Genomic DNA, 17,845 nt, shown 5'->3' with positions numbered 1-17,845 from the left:
TTCAGGAGAACGAAATGTTCACCGGCATTATCGAATCCATCGGCAGCATCCGTGCAATGACCCCCAAAGGCGGCGACGTACGCCTGCTGGTTGAAACCGGCAAGCTCGACCTCGGCGACGTCAAGCTGGGCGACAGCATCGCCGTCAGCGGCGTGTGCCTGACCGTCATCGAGCTGCCTGGCAATGGCTTTGCCGCCGACGTCAGCCGGGAGACCCTGGACTGCACCGCGATGAATGACCTCAAGGCCGGCAGCCCGGTCAACCTGGAAAAAGCCCTGACGCCCACCACCCGTCTCGGTGGTCACCTGGTCAGCGGCCACGTCGACGGTGTCGGCGAAGTGGTTGCCCGCAGCGAAAACGCCCGCGCCGTGGAATTCCGCATTCGCGCGCCGAAAGAGCTGGCCAAGTACATTGCCCACAAAGGCTCGATCACCGTCGACGGCACCAGCCTGACCGTGAACGCCGTGAATGGCGCCGAATTCGAGCTGACCATCATTCCCCACACCCTGAGCGAAACCATCATGGCGTCGTACCAGCCTGGTCGCCGGGTGAACCTGGAAGTCGACTTGCTTGCCCGTTACCTGGAGCGCCTGTTGTTGGGCGACAAGGCCGCAGAGCCTGCTGCAGGTAACATCACTGAAAGTTTTTTGGCCGCTAACGGCTACCTGAAATCCTGACCAAGGGGGTGCCGCGTGGCGCTCAATAACATCGAAGAACTGGTTGAAGACATCCGCCAAGGCAAGATGGTCATCCTGATGGATGACGAAGACCGCGAGAACGAAGGCGACATCATCATGGCCGCCGAGGCCTGCAAGCCCGAGCACATCAACTTCATGGCCAAGCACGCCCGTGGGCTGATCTGCATGCCCATGAGCCGCGAGCGCTGCGAGCTGCTCAAGCTGCCGTTGATGGCGCCGCGCAATGGCTCGGGGTTTGGTACAAAGTTCACGGTATCGATTGAAGCGACCACCGGCGTCACCACCGGCATCTCCGCCGCTGACCGCGCCCGCACCGTGCAAGCGGCTGCCGCGAAAGACGCCAAGGCCGAAGACATTGTCAGCCCTGGCCATATCTTCCCGCTGATGGCCCAACCGGGCGGCACCTTGGCCCGTGCCGGCCATACCGAAGCTGCCTGCGACCTGGCGCGCATGGCCGGTTTCGAGCCCAGCGGCGTGATCTGCGAAGTGATGAACGACGACGGCACCATGGCCCGTCGCGCCGAACTCGAAGCCTTTGCCGCCGAGCACAACATCAAGATCGGCACCATTGCCGACCTGATCCACTACCGGATGATCCACGAACGTACCGTTCAGCGGATTGCCGAGCAGCCGCTGGACAGCGAACTGGGCCAATTCAACCTGGTGACCTACCGTGACTCGGTGGAAGGCGACGTGCACATGGCCCTGACCCTGGGCGCCATCAGCGGTGACGAGCCGACCCTGGTGCGCGTGCACAACATGGACCCACTGCGCGACCTGTTGATGGTCAAGCAGCCGGGCCGTTGGAGCCTGCGCGCCGCCATGGCTGCGGTGTCCGAGGCGGGCAGCGGTGTGGTGTTGCTGCTGGGTAACCCGGTAGACGGCGATGTATTGCTCGCCCATATCCGCGAAACCGCCGAGCAGACCCAGGCCAAAACACCGACCACCTACAGCATCGTCGGGGCCGGTTCGCAGATCCTGCGGGACCTCGGTGTGCGCAAAATGCGCCTGATGAGTGCACCGATGAAATTTAATGCGATATCCGGATTCGATCTGGAAGTTGTAGAATACGTGCCCTCCGAATAAAGGCCGGCGTTTTCTGCCCCTTGTTCGCGGTTAAATCATCACTGAGGGACGCACTTTTCGCGTCCCGGCTCTTTAAGAGATTTGTCGAATGACCCTGAAGACCATCGAAGGTACCTTCATCGCCCCCAAAGGCCGCTATGCCCTGGTGGTTGGCCGCTTCAACAGCTTTGTGGTTGAAAGCCTGGTAAGCGGTGCCGTGGATGCCCTGGTTCGCCACGGTGTGAGCGAAAGCGACATCACGATTATCCGTGCCCCTGGCGCCTTCGAAATTCCACTGGTTGCGCAAAAAGTTGCTCAACAGGGTGAATACGCAGCCATCATCGCCCTGGGCGCTGTGATTCGTGGCGGTACTCCGCACTTCGAATACGTGGCCGGCGAATGCACCAAGGGCCTGGCCCAGGTGTCCATGGAGTTCGGCGTGCCAGTCGCTTTCGGCGTACTGACCGTTGATTCCATCGAGCAAGCCATCGAGCGTTCCGGCACCAAGGCCGGTAACAAAGGCGCTGAAGCTGCCTTGTCCGCCCTCGAAATGGTTAGCCTGCTGTCGCAGTTGGAGGCCAAGTGATTTCTGACGAGAGCGATCAGTTCAACCCTCAGGACCCGCGTCCTGCGGATGCCGGCAAGCCATCCAAAAGCGAGAAGCGTCGCAAAGCCCGTCAGCTCGCGACCCAGGCGCTGTACCAGCGTCACCTGGCAGGCGCTTCGCTGAACGAAATCGAGGCACAGTTTCGCGTCGATAACGACTTCACCTTCGCCGACCAGAGCTACTTCCACGACATCCTGCACGGCGTGCATGCCAACCTGACCGAGATCGACACAGCCCTGGCGCCTTGCCTGGACCTGACCATCGAAGAACTCGACCCGGTTGAGCTGTGCGTAATGCGCCTGTCCACCTGGGAACTGCTCAAGCGTGTCGACGTGCCGTACCGTGTGGTGATCAACGAAGGTATCGAGCTGGCGAAAGTCTACGGTTCGACCGACGGCCACAAGTTCGTCAACGGCGTGCTCGACAAGCTGGCCCCGCGCCTGCGTGAAGCCGAAGTGAAGGAACACAAGCGCTAACCTGCGCTTGAGTCCTGAATGGGTGAGTTTGAGCTGATCCGCAAGTACTTCGCCGCCGCGCCCTGTGCGCAGGGCGGCGACGGCATTGCCTTGGGGATTGGCGACGACTGCGCCCTGCTGGCGCTCCCTGCCGGGGAGCAACTGGCAATCTCCACCGATACCTTGGTGGCCGGCGTGCACTTTGCCGACCCCTGCGATCCGTTTCTGCTCGGCCAGCGCTCGTTGGCGGTAGCGGTGAGCGATCTGGCCGCCATGGGCGCCAACCCCCTCGCATTTACCCTTGCACTCACGACACCCACCGTCGATGCCGACTGGTTGCAACGCTATGCCCAGGGCTTGAACGCCATGGCGCTGAGCTGCGGCGTGGGTCTGGTGGGCGGCGACACCACGCGCGGCCCGCTCAGCCTGACCCTGACCGTGTTCGGGCGTGTACCGGCAGGCCAGGCGTTGACGCGCAGCGGTGCGCAACCGGGCGACCTGCTGTGCGTCGGCGGCGAGTTGGGCAATGCCGCTGGCGCCTTGCCGCTGGTACTGGGTCTGCGCAACGCCGATGAGGCCGTTGCGCAGCCACTGCTGGCCCATTACTGGTCACCGCAACCGCAGTTGGCCTTGGGGCTGGCGCTGCGCGGCAAAGCGACGGCTGCGATGGACATCTCCGACGGGCTGTTGGCCGATTGCGGGCATATCGCCAAGGCATCGGCTGTCAGCCTGTTGATCGAGCGTCAGCAGTTGCCGCTGTCCAGCGCCTTGCTGGCATTTGTTGGTGATGATGAGGCGCGGGTGGCTGCCTTGAGCGGTGGCGACGATTACGTGCTGGCGTTTACCTTGCCGCCCGTCGAGCTGGCGCCGTTGCTGGCCGACTGTTGGCCGGTGCACGTCATCGGCCGTGTCCAGGCGGGGCAGGGTGTGACGCTGCTTGACGCAAAGGGGCAGGACATCACACCGGCCATCCGGGGTTATCAACACTTTCGCGACACGCCCTGAATCGGCGCACTGCGCTACCCTCTATAACGTCATTACTCAAGCAAGGTTTTGCAGGAGGTCGTACCCATGGTTGTACGCCGCTGGCTGCTGATACTGCTGTGTGTGATTCCAGCCTGGGCGCAGGCGCAGGATGTGCCCGTGGTACCAGGCAAGGTCGTGCTCGCCAGTGAGGCCTGGGATGACTACACCAACGCGGACGGCAGCGGCCTGGCCTGGGATGTGATGCGTCAGGTGTTTGAGCCGAGTGGGATCACGCTGCAAACCCGTATCGAGCCGTACACCCGGTCGGTGGGCCTGGCCCAGCGCGGTGAGGTGGATGGTTGGGTGGGTTCCTACCGCGATGAGGTCAAGGGCGTGCTGTACCCGCACTGGAACTTCGACTCGGACCCTATCTACGCCCTTGGGCTGACAACCTCGCCGATTCCGAGCGTGGCGACGCTGGGCGAATACCGCCTGGCCTGGGTTCGCGGCTACCGGTACGAGGCGTACTTGCCCAATGTGCGCCGTTTCAACCAGATCCAGCGCCGTGACGGGATTCTGCCGATGCTCCAGCACGGTCGGGTCGATTTCTACATCGACGCCCTCACCGAGGCGCAATATGTCCTCAACCAGGCGCCCGATCATGCCCGGTTCCGGCTCACCCACCTTATCGACCTCCCGCTCTACATAGGCTTTGCCGACACCGAGCGTGGCCGGGCATTACGTACCGTGTTCGACCAGCGCATGGCCGTCCTTGTCAAAAGCGGCGAGCTGAAGCCGATCTTCCAGCGCTGGAAACTGCCGTATCCGTTCTGACTGCATAGAACCGCGAGGAAGACCAATCAAACCGATTGATCTTTATCAGCGATCATTCAGCTTAAGCGTCTGTAGGAACCTGCTGTTACAATGCCGCCTCTGTGAAATCTGAAATCAGGAGCACACGGTGCCCGTCGTTTTCGTCGCCGCTTCCAAGCTGCCTACCCCTTTTGCCACGTTCACCATGAACGGCTTCCTCGAAGAAGCCACCGGGCGCGAACACGTTGTGCTCAGCCTCGGCGATATCGCGGATGGCGCGCCGGTGCTGGGTCGTGTGCATTCCGAATGCCTGACCGGCGATGCGCTGTTCAGCCAGCGCTGCGACTGCGGCTCGCAATTGGAAGCTGCCATGCGCGCCATCGCCCGTGAAGGGCGTGGCGTGCTGCTGTATCTGCGCCAGGAAGGCCGTGGCATTGGCCTGATGAACAAGATCCGCGCCTACGAGCTGCAAGACGGTGGCGCCGATACCGTTGAGGCCAATGAGCGCCTGGGCTTTGCTGCCGATCAGCGTGACTACGCGATCTGTCTGCCGATGCTGGAGCACCTGGGCGTGAAATCCCTGCGCTTGATGACCAACAACCCGCGCAAGGTCAAAGCCTTGACCGAGATGGGCATCACCGTCGCCGAGCGCGTGCCGCTGCACACCGGGCACAACCCCCATAACAAGCTCTACCTGGCGACCAAAGCCAGCAAGCTCGACCATATGATGGGCAACGAGCACCAGGGCGAGGTCGACCGCGCGTGACCCGTGGCCAGGTAAAACGGCGACTGTCCTTCAACTGGTGGCAGTACCTGGCCCTGGCGCTGCTTCCGTTGTTCGTACTCAACCTGGTGTTTGGTCAGGTAGCCTTGCTGCCGGTGCTGGCGATGCCGTTGTTCATCGCTGGCGTGGCCTCGATGTTCCTCAGCCTGCGCTACTTCCACGGCTATAAACACGCGCTGATCGCCACTTCAAAAGCCCTCGATACTCCCGAAGAACCGGCTGCCTGGATCACCCTCGCGGCCCGTCGGCGCACGGCGTTGCTGGTGGCCGCGATCCCGTCGTGGGTGGGCGCGCTGGCGGTGTTTGTCGGGCTGGAAGCAGTTCCGCTGTTTTTGCTGGCGCTGTCGACGATGGTGCTGTTTTACCTCTATCGCATTCCCCGTCAACTCGGATGATGCGCCGCTGGCTGGCGCTTGTGCTGCTGGCGTTGAGCGCCCAGGCCCTGGCCGTCGAGCGAGTGGTGAGCCTGGCGCCATCCCTGACTGAAATCGTGGTTGAACTGGGTGCTGCCGATCTGCTGGCTGGCGTGCTCGATGGCGGCGAACGGCCGGCCGACTTGGCGAAGGTGCCGTCGGTGGGGCATTACGGCCAGTTGGACATGGAGCGCCTGCTCAGCCTCAATCCCGACCTGATCCTGCTGTGGCCCGGCAGTGTCGGCCCAGCCCAGCGCGAACAGTTGCAACGCCTGAATATCCCGGTGTATGTCGCCGAACCCCATAGCCTTGAACAGCTCACCACCCAGGTCCAGGCCATCGCCGAGCAAGTGGGCCGCGCCGAGGCCGGTCGGCAGTTGGCTGCACAGCTGCGCCAGCGCCTGGCCGGGCTGCGCCAGCGTTATCAGCAGGCCGAGCCAGTGCGGGTGTTTTATCAGGTGTGGGACCAGCCGCTGTATACCGTGGGTGGCGGGCAGATCATCAGCGACGCGTTGAGCGTCTGCGGAGCGCGCAATGTATTCGATGACCTGAAACTGCCTGCGCCGCAGGTCAGTATCGAGTCGGTGTTGCAGCGTGACCCTGAGCTGATCCTGGTGGGGGATCAGGCTCAACTGAAGGCCTGGAAAGTCTGGCCATTGATGGCTGCGCGGGTGCGCGTGGTGCCGGACAAAGGCCTGGAGCGGCCTAGCGGGCAAATGCTGGAAGCGGTGGCGCGGTTATGTCAGGTGATTGCTCCGAGCCGCTGAGACCGCTGTCTGTGAATGCAGTCAAAATGTGGGAGGGGGCTTGCCCCGATGAGGCCAGTCCAGGCGCCAATTAGATTTCAGGCGTCCAGGTCACACCAACCCTCCACACCCGACCCTCTTCACGGTAATCCTGATTGTTCAGAAATGCCGGATCGTTGTAGCTGTAACGTGCCCGCGCATAGGATTTATCCAGCACGTTATCGACCTTCAGTGACAGCGCCACTTCCCGGTTCAGCGCCCAACTGCTGCGCAAGCCGAGCAATCCGTAGCCGCCCAGGCGCTGCGCATTGTCTTCATCGTCGTAGCTGCTGCTGATCGCCTGCCAACTCGCACCCAGGCCGAGTGTGTCGAATTGCCGATCCAGATCCAAATTCAACGTGCGCCGTGCACGGCGGGCCAGGGTGTGGCCGGTATCACGGTCGCGCGGGTCGATGATGGACACGCCCAGGTTGCCTTGCCAGCCAAACAGTTCCTGTTTGAGGGCGGCTTCAAACCCGTCAATACGCGCCGACGCCACGTTTTGCGGCTTGCTGGTGCTGTCCAGGATAATCGCATCGCTCAAGTCGGTGCGGTACAGCGAAGCCTCCAGGCGCGTGCTGTCGGTCAGTTGGCTGCGCCATTGCAGTTCGTAGCTCTTTGAGGTCTCGGGCTGCAGGTTCGGGTTGCTGTATTTCGTGTCGGGGTAATACAGATCGTTGAAGGTAGGCGCGCGAAAGCCTTCGCTGTAGCTCAGCAACAAGTCATTGTCGGGGTTGATCGGCAGCGTCAGGGTGCCGCTCCAACTGTTCTGCCCACCGAACTGCTGGTTCTGGTCGCGGCGCAGGCCCAGCTCTGTGGAAAACCATTCGCTGTGGAAGCGGTGCTGCACAAAGGCTGCGCGGTTCCAGCGGCTGTTTTCGCTAAACGTGGTGGATCCGTGGAAGCGGTCTTCGTACCAGTCGCCGCCCAGGATCAGGCTGTTGCTGTCGTTGAGCGTCAGGTCGTTCTGCCAGTTCAGCGAGTCGCGGTAGGTGTTGAACACGCTGAAATCGTCACTGAGGGTATCGCGCTTGGTGTCGCGGTTCTCGCTGTGGCCCAGCTCCAGGCGCGATTGCCAGTGCTCATTGAGCGCTGCGTCGACATACCCGCTGGCGCTGCTGACGGCGTAATCGGTGTAGGGTTTTTGCCCCAAGGTCTGCCCACTGACAACGTCGTAGCGGCCGAAGCTGTTGTCGTACTCCGACTTGCCACGGTTATCCAGCAGATTGAAACCCACCTCCAGCTCATCGCTGAATGAATGGCTGAGGTTCAGGCTGAGCGACTGATTGCGATAGGCATCATGGTCGCCGTCGCTGGGGAAGGATTGGTGGGTCGAATTGATGCCAGCGGTCTCATCCAGGCTCGCCCCCAGGTTGAAGCGCGTGTGTTCATCACCGCCCGACAGACCGAGGCTGCGCTCCCAGGTCTGGTTGCTGCCAATGCCCAGCTTCAGGCGCGGTTGCAGGCCTTGCTCGGCATTGCGCCGGGTAAACACCTGGATCACCCCGCCGATGGCATCGCTGCCGTAGATCACCGAGCGCGAGCCGCGCAGCACCTCCACACGCTCGATCTGGTCGACGTTCAGGTATTGCAGGCCGCTGTCGCCGGAGGTGGTATTGGCAATGCGCTGGCCGTCCACCAGCACCAGGCTCTGGGCGGACTTGGTGCCGCGCAGGTAGATCCCCGGCAAACTGCCGCGCCCACCGGTTCGCGCCACTTGTACGCCGGGCACGCGGCTGAGCAGGTCGGTGAGGCTGGTGGGTTGCAGGCGGTCGATGTCGTCGCGGGTGAATACGGTATTGGCGGCGCTGCTGTCGTTGCGTGCCTGGACCTGGCGGTTGGTGCTGATGACCACATCGGGGAGTTTGAGGGCGTGGTCGCGGGTCTCGGCGAGCAACTCAGGTGCGGGCAGGAGCAGCAGGACAAGGTGCAGACGTTTCATGGGCTGTCCGTAGCGTTTGAAGATGGCAAAAATCAAATGTGGGAGGGGCAAGCCACCTCCCACATGTTGATGCGATTTCTACCGGGAGAGCAGCGCCAAGCGCACGCGCACCGCCGCCTCGATGCCTGCCTCGTCCAAACCACACTCCGCCAGCATCTGCGCCGGCTTGGCGTGTTCGACGTACACATCCGGCAAGCCCAGGTGCAGCACCGACTTGAGGATGTTCTCCCGCGCCAGGAATTCACTGACCGCCGCACCGGCGCCGCCCATGATGGCGTTCTCCTCAACGGTCACCAGCAACTCATGGCTACCGGCGATCTCGCGCACCAGGGCTTCATCCAGCGGTTTGACGAAACGCATGTCGATCACGGTCGCGTCGATCTTTTCGGCGACTTTCAGCGCTTCGGCCAATTGCACGCCAAACACGAGGAACGCGACCTTATTGCCCTGGCGCCGCACGATGCCTTTACCGATTTCGATCGGCTCAAGATCTTTTTCAATCACCGCATTCGGACCGTTCCCACGCGGGTAACGCACGGCGGCCGGGCCGTTGTACAGGTGGCCGGTGCTGAGCATCTTGCGCAGTTCGTTTTCGTCGCTCGGCGTCATCACCAGCATGCCGGGGATGCAGCGCAGGTACGACAGGTCAAAGCTGCCGGCGTGGGTCGGACCGTCTTCGCCCACCAGGCCTGCGCGGTCGATGGCGAACAGCACGTCGAGGTTTTGTACCGCCACATCGTGAATAAGCTGGTCATAACCACGTTGCAGAAAGGTGGAATAGATCGCCACCACCGGCTTGGCGCCTTCGCAGGCCATGCCGGCCGCGAACGTCACCGCGTGTTGCTCGGCAATCGCCACGTCGAAGTAGCGCAGCGGGAAACGCTCGCTGAATGCCACCAGGTCGGAGCCTTCCTTCATCGCCGGGGTAATGCCCACCAGACGCGAGTCGGCGGCGGCCATGTCGCACAGCCATTCGCCGAACACACCGGAATACTTCGGCCCGCTGGCCTTTTTCGGCGCGGCGGCGGGGGCGTCCACCGGTTCCAGCTTGGTGATCGCGTGGTAGCCAATCGGATCGACTTCCGCCGGGGCGAAGCCTTTGCCTTTCTTGGTGACGATATGCAGGAACTGCGGGCCCTTGAGGTCACGCATGTTACGCAGTGTGGCGATCAAGGTCGGCAGGTCATGGCCGTCGATGGGGCCGATGTAGTTCCAGCCCAACTCTTCGAACAGGGTGCCGGGAACCAGCATGCCCTTGGCATATTCTTCGGTACGTCGTGCAATTTCCCACGCGCCGGGCAGACGCGAGAGCACCTTCTTGCTGCCTTCGCGCATGCTGGCGTAGGTACGACTGGAAAGAATCTTTGCCAAATAATTCGACAGGCCACCGACGTTGCGCGAGATCGACATGTCGTTGTCGTTGAGGATCACCAACATGTTGGCGTCCACTTCCGGCGCATGGTTCAGCGCTTCGAAGGCCATGCCAGCTGTCAATGCGCCATCACCGATCACCGCAATCGCCTTGCGATCGCTGTTTTGCAGACGGGCGGCAATCGCCATGCCCAGCGCTGCACTGATCGAGGTGCTGGAGTGGCCGACGCCAAAGGTGTCGTACTCGCTCTCTGACCGGCGTGGGAAGGCGGCAACGCCGTCCTTCTGGCGCAGGGTGGCCATGCGCTCGCGGCGGCCCGTGAGGATCTTGTGCGGATACGCCTGATGGCCCACGTCCCACACCAGCCGGTCGTCGGGGGTATCGAACACGTAATGCAAGGCGATGGTCAGCTCGATGACGCCCAGGCCAGCACCGAAATGCCCACCGGTCTGGCCGACCGTGTAGAGCAATTCCAGGCGCAGTTCATCGGCCAGGGTTTCCAGCTCGGCTTCACCCAGACGACGCAGGCCGTCCGGCGTGGCAGCACGGTCGAGCAGGGGCGTGGACGGGCGCTTGCGGGGAATCTCTTGAAACGTCGTGGGCATCAGGCGAATCGTTATAGGTATAAGAAGAGGCGGCAGTTTACCTCAAGCATCGCAAACTGCCCACGCAGAGCGCCGAACTTGGCCGATATGCGGCGGCAATGGCCGCCGTTTTCAGTGCCGGCGTTCGACGATATACCGAGCCAGGTCACGCAGCGGCTCGGCTGCCGCGTCGAAAGGTCGCAGGGCGTCCAGTGCCTGGTCGCGCAGTTCCAGGGCGTATGCCTTGGCAGCATCGAGCCCAAGAAGCGCAGGATAAGTCGGTTTGTCCCGTGCGATATCGGCCCCTTGGCGCTTGCCCAGGGTGGCGGTGTCACTTTCCACGTCGAGTATGTCGTCCTGCACCTGGAACGCCAGGCCGATGGCTCGGGAATAGATCTGCAATGCCGCCAATTGGGCCGCGTCGGCACGGCCGCTGGCCAGGGCGCCGAGGTGCACGGCGGCTTCGATCAGCGCGCCGGTCTTGTGGCGATGCATATGTTCAAGGGCTTGCTGATCCAGCTTGAGACTGACCGAACCCATGTCGATTGCCTGCCCGCCGACCATGCCGGCCGGTCCTGCCGCGTGGGCCAGGGCGGTGACCATGCGCAGGCGGATCTCGGCGTTGACGCTGCTCAAGCGCGGGTCCAGCAGTGCGCTGAACGCCAGGCTCTGCAGGCCATCACCGGCCAGGATCGCATAGGCTTCATCAAAGGCTTTATGAGTGGTGGGCTGGCCGCGACGCAGATCGTCGTCGTCCATCGCCGGCAAATCGTCGTGTACCAGGGAATAAGCGTGGATCAATTCCACTGCACACGCCGCGCCGTTGGCCTGCTCGGCAGGGGTGCCGAGGGCTTCACAGGCCGCGTACGCCAGCAACGGGCGCACACGTTTGCCGCCGTTCATCACGCTGTAGCGCATGGCGGCATAAAGGCGGTTCATTTCCGGGCTGGGCGCAACAAACAAGGGCTCCAGCGCCGCATTCACCCGGGCTTGGCTACTGGCCTGATACGCGTCGATCATTCGGGCTGTTCCGCATCGAAAGGTTCTTCGGCCAACTCCCCATCACGCTCCAGCAACACCTGCACCTTCTGCTCTGCCTGCGCCAGCGCGCTCTGGCAGTCGCGAGTCAGGCCGATGCCTTGCTCAAACGCTGTCAGTGAGTCCTCCAGCGACAACTCGCCGTTCTCCAGACGCTCGACCAAGGTTTGCAGGTCGGCGAGGGATTGTTCGAAATCGAGTGCAACTTTTTTGCGGGCCATGGCGGCTATTCCGGTAGACGGTAAACCGGCGGGACACTAGCAGACATGGGGATGGTGGGCAAATGAGCGGGGCATCTGTCGCCTGCTGTATTGACTTGATAACGCGTGCTGCGGCGGCTTACCTGACCGTCTGTCGCCGTGCCTGTGACGAGCGCACCGAGCCGACACTAACTGCTCACCCTCAATCGCCAAGCATGCCCAACAACTTGCCTTGGGCTTGTCCACACTCGCACAGCAACGCTGCGGGGCTACCGGATTGCCAGTGGAAGTGCGGCCAGATTCAGTGCGGATGAGCCATGGCGGAATGCCTGGGGTGCGTGAGCCGAATAAAAAGGTTATTCGGCTCATTTGGTGAGCCGATTGTGCTTCGGATTCTGCTCGGGATCTAATTTGAGGGAGGGCTCTGGGTACTTCTTCTAGTTGTTGGAGCTTTACGCAATATGCCTCGTCACAAACCGCATCACCCACAATGATTATCTTATCGTCGGCGACTTTTATGATTTTCCTGAGCGGTTGTGAGGTTGCCAAGTTCGCGCGGTTGTCAGCAAACTTAATGCTTTTGTGCAGTTTGTTCCAGGCAATGGCTTCCTGAAAAGCTATGTTTTCATTGGTTTTTCTAACAATGGAACCGTGGTCATATGTGGGTAGAATATCAAGGTTAATATTCTGGGAGCTCTGCTCCGTAATTAGCTCGTCATCAAAATAGCTGATTTTTTCGCGAGCCTTCCAAGCGGGTCATAACGGTAATTAGCGGTTTGCCCGTTAAGACTGTTGATCAGTGTTTCATAACGTTGGGTGGTCGCTCAAATTTGGATTTTTGGTCTGGAGAGGTTGTTGCGTTTTGAGTCATATCTTTTCAACGCTGTATCCGTCTGAGGTCACCGTAAAAATAATCTCTTTACTGAGGGCTGCCTTGAAGCAGTAACTTTTCGTATTTTGCAGAGGGGCAATGCATTTTGCGTCTTGCGAAAGGGTAAGGTGTTCTTCTTTAAAAAGGCCATCTGTTTCGACTCCAATCGCACTATTGCTTTTGAATGCAATGGGGTTGTGAAAGGTGATTAGTAGGAATTCATCTTGCTGGTTGGTAAAAACCACCAGTAATTCGTTACGCTTGCACGTTACTTGTTGAATGGTTCCCTTCGAAACTTCAAGTACTTCTGTTTCAGGTGTTTTTCTGTTCAAGGGTTGATCGGGTTTCCAGAATTTCAGATCGGAAAAGTGTCTTTCTATATCGTCCAGTTCATCATCGCCGAGAGAGTCATCAAAGTGTTGAGAAATTATCGTGCGTACCTTTGACAACCGCTGGGTAACGGCGCAATCATCGATAAAGTCAGTGGTCGCTTTGCGATACTCTTCCAGGGCGCCAGGCTTTTCAGCATAAAAGCTGCCCATTTTATGTAGGGATATTAGTATGTATTCAATTTCTTTGAGAACATCAAGTGCTTCTTTTCCGGTAAGAACTATTTTTTGATTTTGCTCTAGCATTATTTTCTCCTCGTAAAGGTAGGGTTGTTTAATGTCAGGCTACCTTTTATGGTGAGCTCCATGGTGCTGTACCTAGGGTTTTTTACCAGTTCTAGTTGTGACTCATGTACGTCCGTCTCAATGTAATCTCGGCCTTTGCTTTTGTCGATCTGGTATTTTTCCTGTGCGTCCCTAGGACTTAGCACTTTGCTCTTTGCAGGTTCAAGATAGACTCTGTTGTTATCTTGGGCCAATATCACTCCTGTTTTTTCAATGCCTTTTGAGCCTGCTCTGCTAGTGTAATGCCGTACTCTAACGATGGTTTCTTGTTTTGACGCGGGAGCGGGGAGGGTTGGCTCGCCATTGTCAGCTTTTGTGTGCTTTGTTGGGCTCTCAGCGTTGTGTGATGGCTTACATCCATCGCCACCTGGGCAGACGGTCAGCCCCAGAGGATCCACCCACCCAGTAGGGTTGGGCACGTACTGGTAGGCATTGATCCCACCCGCCAACTTCACCGGGTCTGGCGTCAGGTAGCGCCCAATATCCGGATTGTAGTAGCGATGGCGGTTGTAGTGCAGCCCGCTTTCCTGATCAAAGTACTGACCCTGGAAGCGCAGCGGGTTGTCGATTTTGCTTTTGTCGAGGCGACTGATCTGGCCGTAGGCGCGGTAGTGCGCGGACCAGACGATTTCGCCGTCTGGGTCGGTGAGTTCCTGTGGCGTGCCGAGGTGGTCGAGTTGGTAGTGGTAGGGCTGGGTTTCGTTTGGGCCGAAGCCTTCCAGTAGTGCCAACGGGCGAAAGCTGTCGGGTTCGTAAAGGTAGCTGCGGTGGCGATCTGCATGGTGCTCGGCAATCAGCTTGTCGCCTTGCCAGAAGAACTCCGTGGTTAAACCGTCGACAGTCTTGCTGATACGCCGTCCAAACGGATCGTAGCGGTAGCTGGCGGTTTGCCCGTTGGGTTGTGTAACGCCGATCAACCGGTGCTGGCAGTCGTAGCGGTATTCGGTGACGAGTTGATGGCCTTTGCCTCTGCGTTCACCGATCAGGTTGCCGAAGGCGTCGTAGTCGTAATGCCGGTCGCCCTGGATCATCAGGCGGTTGCCGGCGACGATGTCGGGGCCGGGGCGGTCTTGCATGAGCAGGTTGCCCGCCGGGTTGTGGCCGAAGCGTTCTTGCAGGTCTTGGGAGTGGTCGGCGCGGGTCAGGCGGTTGAGCGGGTCGTAGTGGTAGTGGTGTTCGCCTTTGCGGGTGTCGTTGAGGCGGGTGAGGTTGCCGGATCTGTCGTAGTCGTAGTGGCGTTGGAGCAGGTGATGTTCTTGCTGTGTTACGGCATGGGCGTGCAGGCGCTGCTGGTCGTCGTAGTGGTAATGGCTGAGCAGTTGGCCTTGTTGGCGCTGGTGTTCTTGACCGGCTTTGAACAGGTGCGAGGTAAGGGTTTTACCGTTGAGTTCTACCGAGGCGAGATGCCCGCCCTTGGCATGGTTGAACGTCACACGATTGTTGTCCGGCAGGCGCAGGTGTTGAAGCTGGCCGCAGGCGTCATAGCCGTAACGCAAGGTACCCCAGCCTTGGTGTTCGGCGGTGAGGCGGTTCTGGACGTCGTATTCGTAGGCCAGCGCCCAGTGGCCGTCGTCGACGCTGAGGAGATTGCCTTGGCGGTCGTAGGCGTAATCGACCTTGTTGCCATCGGGGAGGGTTTTTCGTACGAGACGGCCGGCGTAGTCGCGCTCGTAACAAGTCACTAGCTGACTGCCGTCATCGCCGTGTTCAGTTTTTTCCTGCAGGTTGCCATTGAGGTCGTAGACGTAGGCCGTGCGCTGGCCATCAAACCCGATTTCCTGCTGGATCAGACCGTTGGGGTGGTAATCCAGCCGGTAGGTCTCGCCAACTTCGTTTTCAATCTCGGTCAGCAGCAGACGCACGTTGTCGTAGCGGTACTTGACCTGGCTGCCGTCGGCATTTATGCGACGGCTGATCAGGTGCAGGCCGTCCGCGTATTCGTAGCGGGTGACGTGGCCCCGTTCATCGCGTTCGGCGGTGATTTTTCCGTAGGGGTTGTAGCTGTATTCCCTGCAGGCACCGCCGGGCAGTACGAGGCGAGTCAGCCGACCGGCTGCATCCCACTGGTATTGGGTCAGCGCGCCTTGTTCATCCTCACGGGCAATCTGGCGGCCCAGGTCGTCGTAGCGATAGCGCTGGATGCCACCATTGGGCAGTTGCTCTTCAACCAACTGGCCGCGTTCATTCCACACCAGCCGCTGGCAACTGTGATCGGGGTACCACACCCCAATCAGTTGCCCGTATTTGTTGTAGCTGTAGTCGGTGATGTGACCGTCGGGATCGGTCCTACGCGTCACGTCGCCCTGATCGTTGCGCTCGTACTTCCAAACCGCTGAGCCTCGCCTTACAACCCGTACGAAACCGTTGTCATGCTCGTAGGAAGTGGGCTCATCGTCCCCCGGAAACAACGCCACCAAGCGTCCGGCCTCGTCGTACTGATACGCCGTCACCGCGCCCAGCGGGTCCTGCTCGACCGTCAGCCGACCCTTGTCGTCGTAGGATCTGAAATGCTCGGCACCGTCCGGATCAATACGCTGCACCAGCCGTGCGCGGTCATCGTGGACATACACTTCCTGGCTGCCATCGGCGTTGTGCACCACAACACTGCCGTCATCCCCCCACACATACCGCGTATCCATCTGCGAAAAACTGGCCCAATGCCGGACACATCGCGCCGCTTTACCAGACCGTTCCCACGCCCAAAAGAAACTCGCCCCACCGGCCAACCCACGTTCATGAATCACGTGTTGCTCGTCGTAGCGATAAACCTCGCTTTCGCCGACGGCATTGGTCGCTGAGACCAGTCGGCCCATGTCGTCATAGGCGTAGGAAACAACGCTGTGCTCTGTGATCCAGACGTAAGGCTCATGTCCCTTGGCCCGCTGAACCTGGTAGTCCACCGCCACAATGCGGCCCGACTCATAGCGTAAAAACAGCGCACAACCGGCACCGTTATCCAGCCGCTCAATGCGCCCTAAATAGTCCCGGGAAATCCGCAGCCGGTTGTCATACGCATCACTGATCGAGACCAGCACCCCATCGCGAAAGTGATAAAACCGCGACGCCTGCGCCAGCACCAACTCATCCGGCTCCGAGCCCAAGTAGATCGCAGCTTCGGCCAGGCTATTGGTGATTGCAGGTCGAGCAACTGTCGGCAGTGGAAACTCAGTCGAGCGGTTCTCATGATCCGTCCACACCACCGAATCGCCTGACACAACAAGCCGATGCGCCAGCGAATGACTCCAGCCAAACCCCAGCCCGAGATCCACGTCCACCGCACTGGTGCGATACAACCGTGTCCACTCAAACGGCAGAATTCCGACCAACGTGCCATCGGTGAGGGTCAGTAATTCTTCGCCGGTGACCATCGACACCGGGCAGCCGTTGGTCACGGTCTTATCCGAAGAAGCCGCCACATCCCCGTTCGGGTTTTTCCCCGAAACAGGCGCATCGTCCACAGGCTCTTTCTGCTTCAACACCGCGTTCTGCCGCGCCCGCCAGCGCATCTGCATCGTGCCCTGCTTAAGCCCGCCCACCACCCCGCGAACCGCCACCGCCTTATAGCGATCCACGGCCTGCATAAACCGGGTCAGAATCTTCAGCAGAGCCTCAACAAAACCCAGCGCCGCCTTCAGCATCTGCGCGCCGTACTTGACTAGCCGCACACTCAAATACGCCACACCCGCTGCCGGCAGGGCGATGGTCAGCACTGCGCCAATCACCAGGTCAATCAACAACGCCACCACAAACCCTGCGCCCACCTGTGCGATCTGGCCGGGCGGTAAGGCGTCCAGCCACAGCATCGCCGTGCGCACCAACAGAAACAGTGCCGCTTCGTCACTGGCGAGCAACATCGCCTGTTCCATGACCTTGGGGGCATCGGTAGCGATTTGCGCCAATTTGGCGGCTTCTGCTCCCAGCTGTTCAGCATATTTCAGCGGGTCTTCAAGAATCGCCTGAACCAGCTTGATGCTGTCCCACACGTCCATGATTGCGGCCCAACTGCCCGCCAACAGGCCATTGCCAATCGCACTGGCGGTGGACACCTCCCAATGGGGTTTAAAACCGGTCCATTGCGACCTAAGCCACTGCTCCAGGTCCGCCGTCAGCCCTGCGTAGGAGGCAAACAGCGCCTCCACCTGCTGTTCCGAAACACCGCCCTGCACCCGCACCTGATAGCGTCCACCGGCAGCGCAGTAGTGGGAACCTCTGCCGTGCTCATCCAACATGACCCGCGTGGAGCTACCGTCATCCAGTCCAACCACCTCGACCGGGATGCCACCAATCGGTACGTCATACACCGACTCGAACTTGCTCTCGATCTTCAGCTCGCCACCCAACTGGCAGATGGCAACGCTGCCCATGAAATCCGGGTCGGCCATACTCGCTGTGGCGTGCGAATTACCCATTCGCACCACCCGATCCATCCCCAGCAACGACGGCATATCCGCCGCATGGCTCACTGAGTCCAGTGCCCGCGAATACCAGGCCCCCATCTGCTGGCGATACACCGCCAGGCTCTGATGAAAGCCATCCAGCTCATGTTCGATAGCGGCAATATGGGCAGCGTGGGTCATC

The 17,845-nt window shown here is 60.3% G+C and carries 15 protein-coding genes; 9 read left to right on the top strand and 6 right to left on the bottom strand.

The window, feature by feature from the left end:
- Nucleotides 1-14: 14 nt before the first annotated feature.
- The 9 genes from AB3G88_RS25105 to AB3G88_RS25065 all read left to right on the top strand — a co-directional run bounded on the left by AB3G88_RS25105 (nt 15) and on the right by AB3G88_RS25065 (nt 6,568).
- The gene (locus AB3G88_RS25105; RefSeq protein WP_029299435.1) at nt 15-677 is read left to right on the top strand and encodes a riboflavin synthase; all 663 of its coding nucleotides are present in this window, start codon (nt 15-17) and stop codon (nt 675-677) included.
- Nucleotides 678-692: 15 nt separating this feature from the next.
- Nucleotides 693-1,784 carry a bifunctional 3,4-dihydroxy-2-butanone-4-phosphate synthase/GTP cyclohydrolase II gene (ribBA, locus tag AB3G88_RS25100; RefSeq protein WP_099584631.1) on the top strand — a complete coding sequence of 364 codons (1,092 nt, stop codon included), beginning with the start codon at nt 693-695 and terminating at the stop codon, nt 1,782-1,784.
- A gap of 88 nt (nt 1,785-1,872) precedes the next feature.
- The gene (ribH, locus tag AB3G88_RS25095) at nt 1,873-2,349 is read left to right on the top strand and encodes a 6,7-dimethyl-8-ribityllumazine synthase (protein ID WP_003176356.1); all 477 of its coding nucleotides are present in this window, start codon (nt 1,873-1,875) and stop codon (nt 2,347-2,349) included.
- Complete coding sequence (gene nusB, locus AB3G88_RS25090) at nt 2,346-2,846, top strand: transcription antitermination factor NusB (protein WP_014720126.1); 501 nt, start codon at nt 2,346-2,348, stop codon at nt 2,844-2,846. The genes ribH and nusB overlap by 4 nt, the downstream gene beginning before the upstream one ends.
- 18 nt (nt 2,847-2,864) lie before the next feature.
- Nucleotides 2,865-3,830 (top strand): thiamine-phosphate kinase, encoded by a 966-nt coding sequence (gene thiL / locus AB3G88_RS25085; RefSeq protein WP_480452128.1) that lies wholly within the window; start codon nt 2,865-2,867, stop codon nt 3,828-3,830.
- A gap of 66 nt (nt 3,831-3,896) precedes the next feature.
- Nucleotides 3,897-4,625, top strand: a complete 729-nt coding sequence (locus AB3G88_RS25080; protein WP_480452126.1) for a substrate-binding periplasmic protein — start codon at nt 3,897-3,899, stop codon at nt 4,623-4,625.
- Between the two features lie 127 nt (nt 4,626-4,752).
- Nucleotides 4,753-5,370 carry a GTP cyclohydrolase II gene (ribA, locus tag AB3G88_RS25075; RefSeq protein WP_016978544.1) on the top strand — a complete coding sequence of 206 codons (618 nt, stop codon included), beginning with the start codon at nt 4,753-4,755 and terminating at the stop codon, nt 5,368-5,370.
- Nucleotides 5,367-5,783, top strand: a complete 417-nt coding sequence (locus AB3G88_RS25070; protein ID WP_099584636.1) for a nuclear FMR1 interacting 1 family protein — start codon at nt 5,367-5,369, stop codon at nt 5,781-5,783. The genes ribA and AB3G88_RS25070 overlap by 4 nt, the downstream gene beginning before the upstream one ends.
- Nucleotides 5,780-6,568: a cobalamin-binding protein gene (locus AB3G88_RS25065; protein WP_112196863.1), complete on the top strand. Its 789-nt coding sequence runs from the start codon at nt 5,780-5,782 to the stop codon at nt 6,566-6,568. The genes AB3G88_RS25070 and AB3G88_RS25065 overlap by 4 nt, the downstream gene beginning before the upstream one ends.
- A gap of 70 nt (nt 6,569-6,638) precedes the next feature.
- Here the strand turns inward: AB3G88_RS25065 and AB3G88_RS25060 are convergent, their stop codons facing one another.
- From AB3G88_RS25060 to AB3G88_RS25035, 6 genes are all read right to left on the bottom strand, one after another.
- On the bottom strand, nt 6,639-8,528 hold the full coding sequence (locus AB3G88_RS25060; RefSeq protein ID WP_480452123.1) for a TonB-dependent receptor domain-containing protein: 1,890 nt from the start codon (nt 8,526-8,528) through the stop codon (nt 6,639-6,641).
- A gap of 78 nt (nt 8,529-8,606) precedes the next feature.
- Nucleotides 8,607-10,505, bottom strand: a complete 1,899-nt coding sequence (dxs, locus tag AB3G88_RS25055; RefSeq protein ID WP_112196861.1) for a 1-deoxy-D-xylulose-5-phosphate synthase — start codon at nt 10,503-10,505, stop codon at nt 8,607-8,609.
- A 111-nt stretch (nt 10,506-10,616) separates the two neighbouring features.
- Entirely contained in the window at nt 10,617-11,504 is an 888-nt protein-coding gene (gene ispA, locus AB3G88_RS25050) for a (2E,6E)-farnesyl diphosphate synthase (protein ID WP_099584640.1), read from the bottom strand.
- The gene (locus AB3G88_RS25045) at nt 11,501-11,743 is read right to left on the bottom strand and encodes an exodeoxyribonuclease VII small subunit (protein WP_003176346.1); all 243 of its coding nucleotides are present in this window, start codon (nt 11,741-11,743) and stop codon (nt 11,501-11,503) included. Before AB3G88_RS25045 ends, ispA begins: the two co-directional genes overlap by 4 nt.
- Nucleotides 11,744-12,589: 846 nt before the next feature.
- A complete protein-coding gene (locus AB3G88_RS25040) occupies nt 12,590-13,228 on the bottom strand; it encodes a hypothetical protein (protein ID WP_400527720.1) in 639 nt (212 codons plus the stop codon).
- Complete coding sequence (locus tag AB3G88_RS25035; protein ID WP_480452120.1) at nt 13,228-17,844, bottom strand: RHS repeat-associated core domain-containing protein; 4,617 nt, start codon at nt 17,842-17,844, stop codon at nt 13,228-13,230. The genes AB3G88_RS25040 and AB3G88_RS25035 overlap by 1 nt, the downstream gene beginning before the upstream one ends.
- Nucleotide 17,845: the final 1 nt, after the last annotated feature.

This window comes from Pseudomonas arvensis (genome assembly GCF_056688935.1).
Note: the sequence above shows the minus strand (reverse complement) of the source record. Positions and strands in the feature narration are given on the sequence as shown.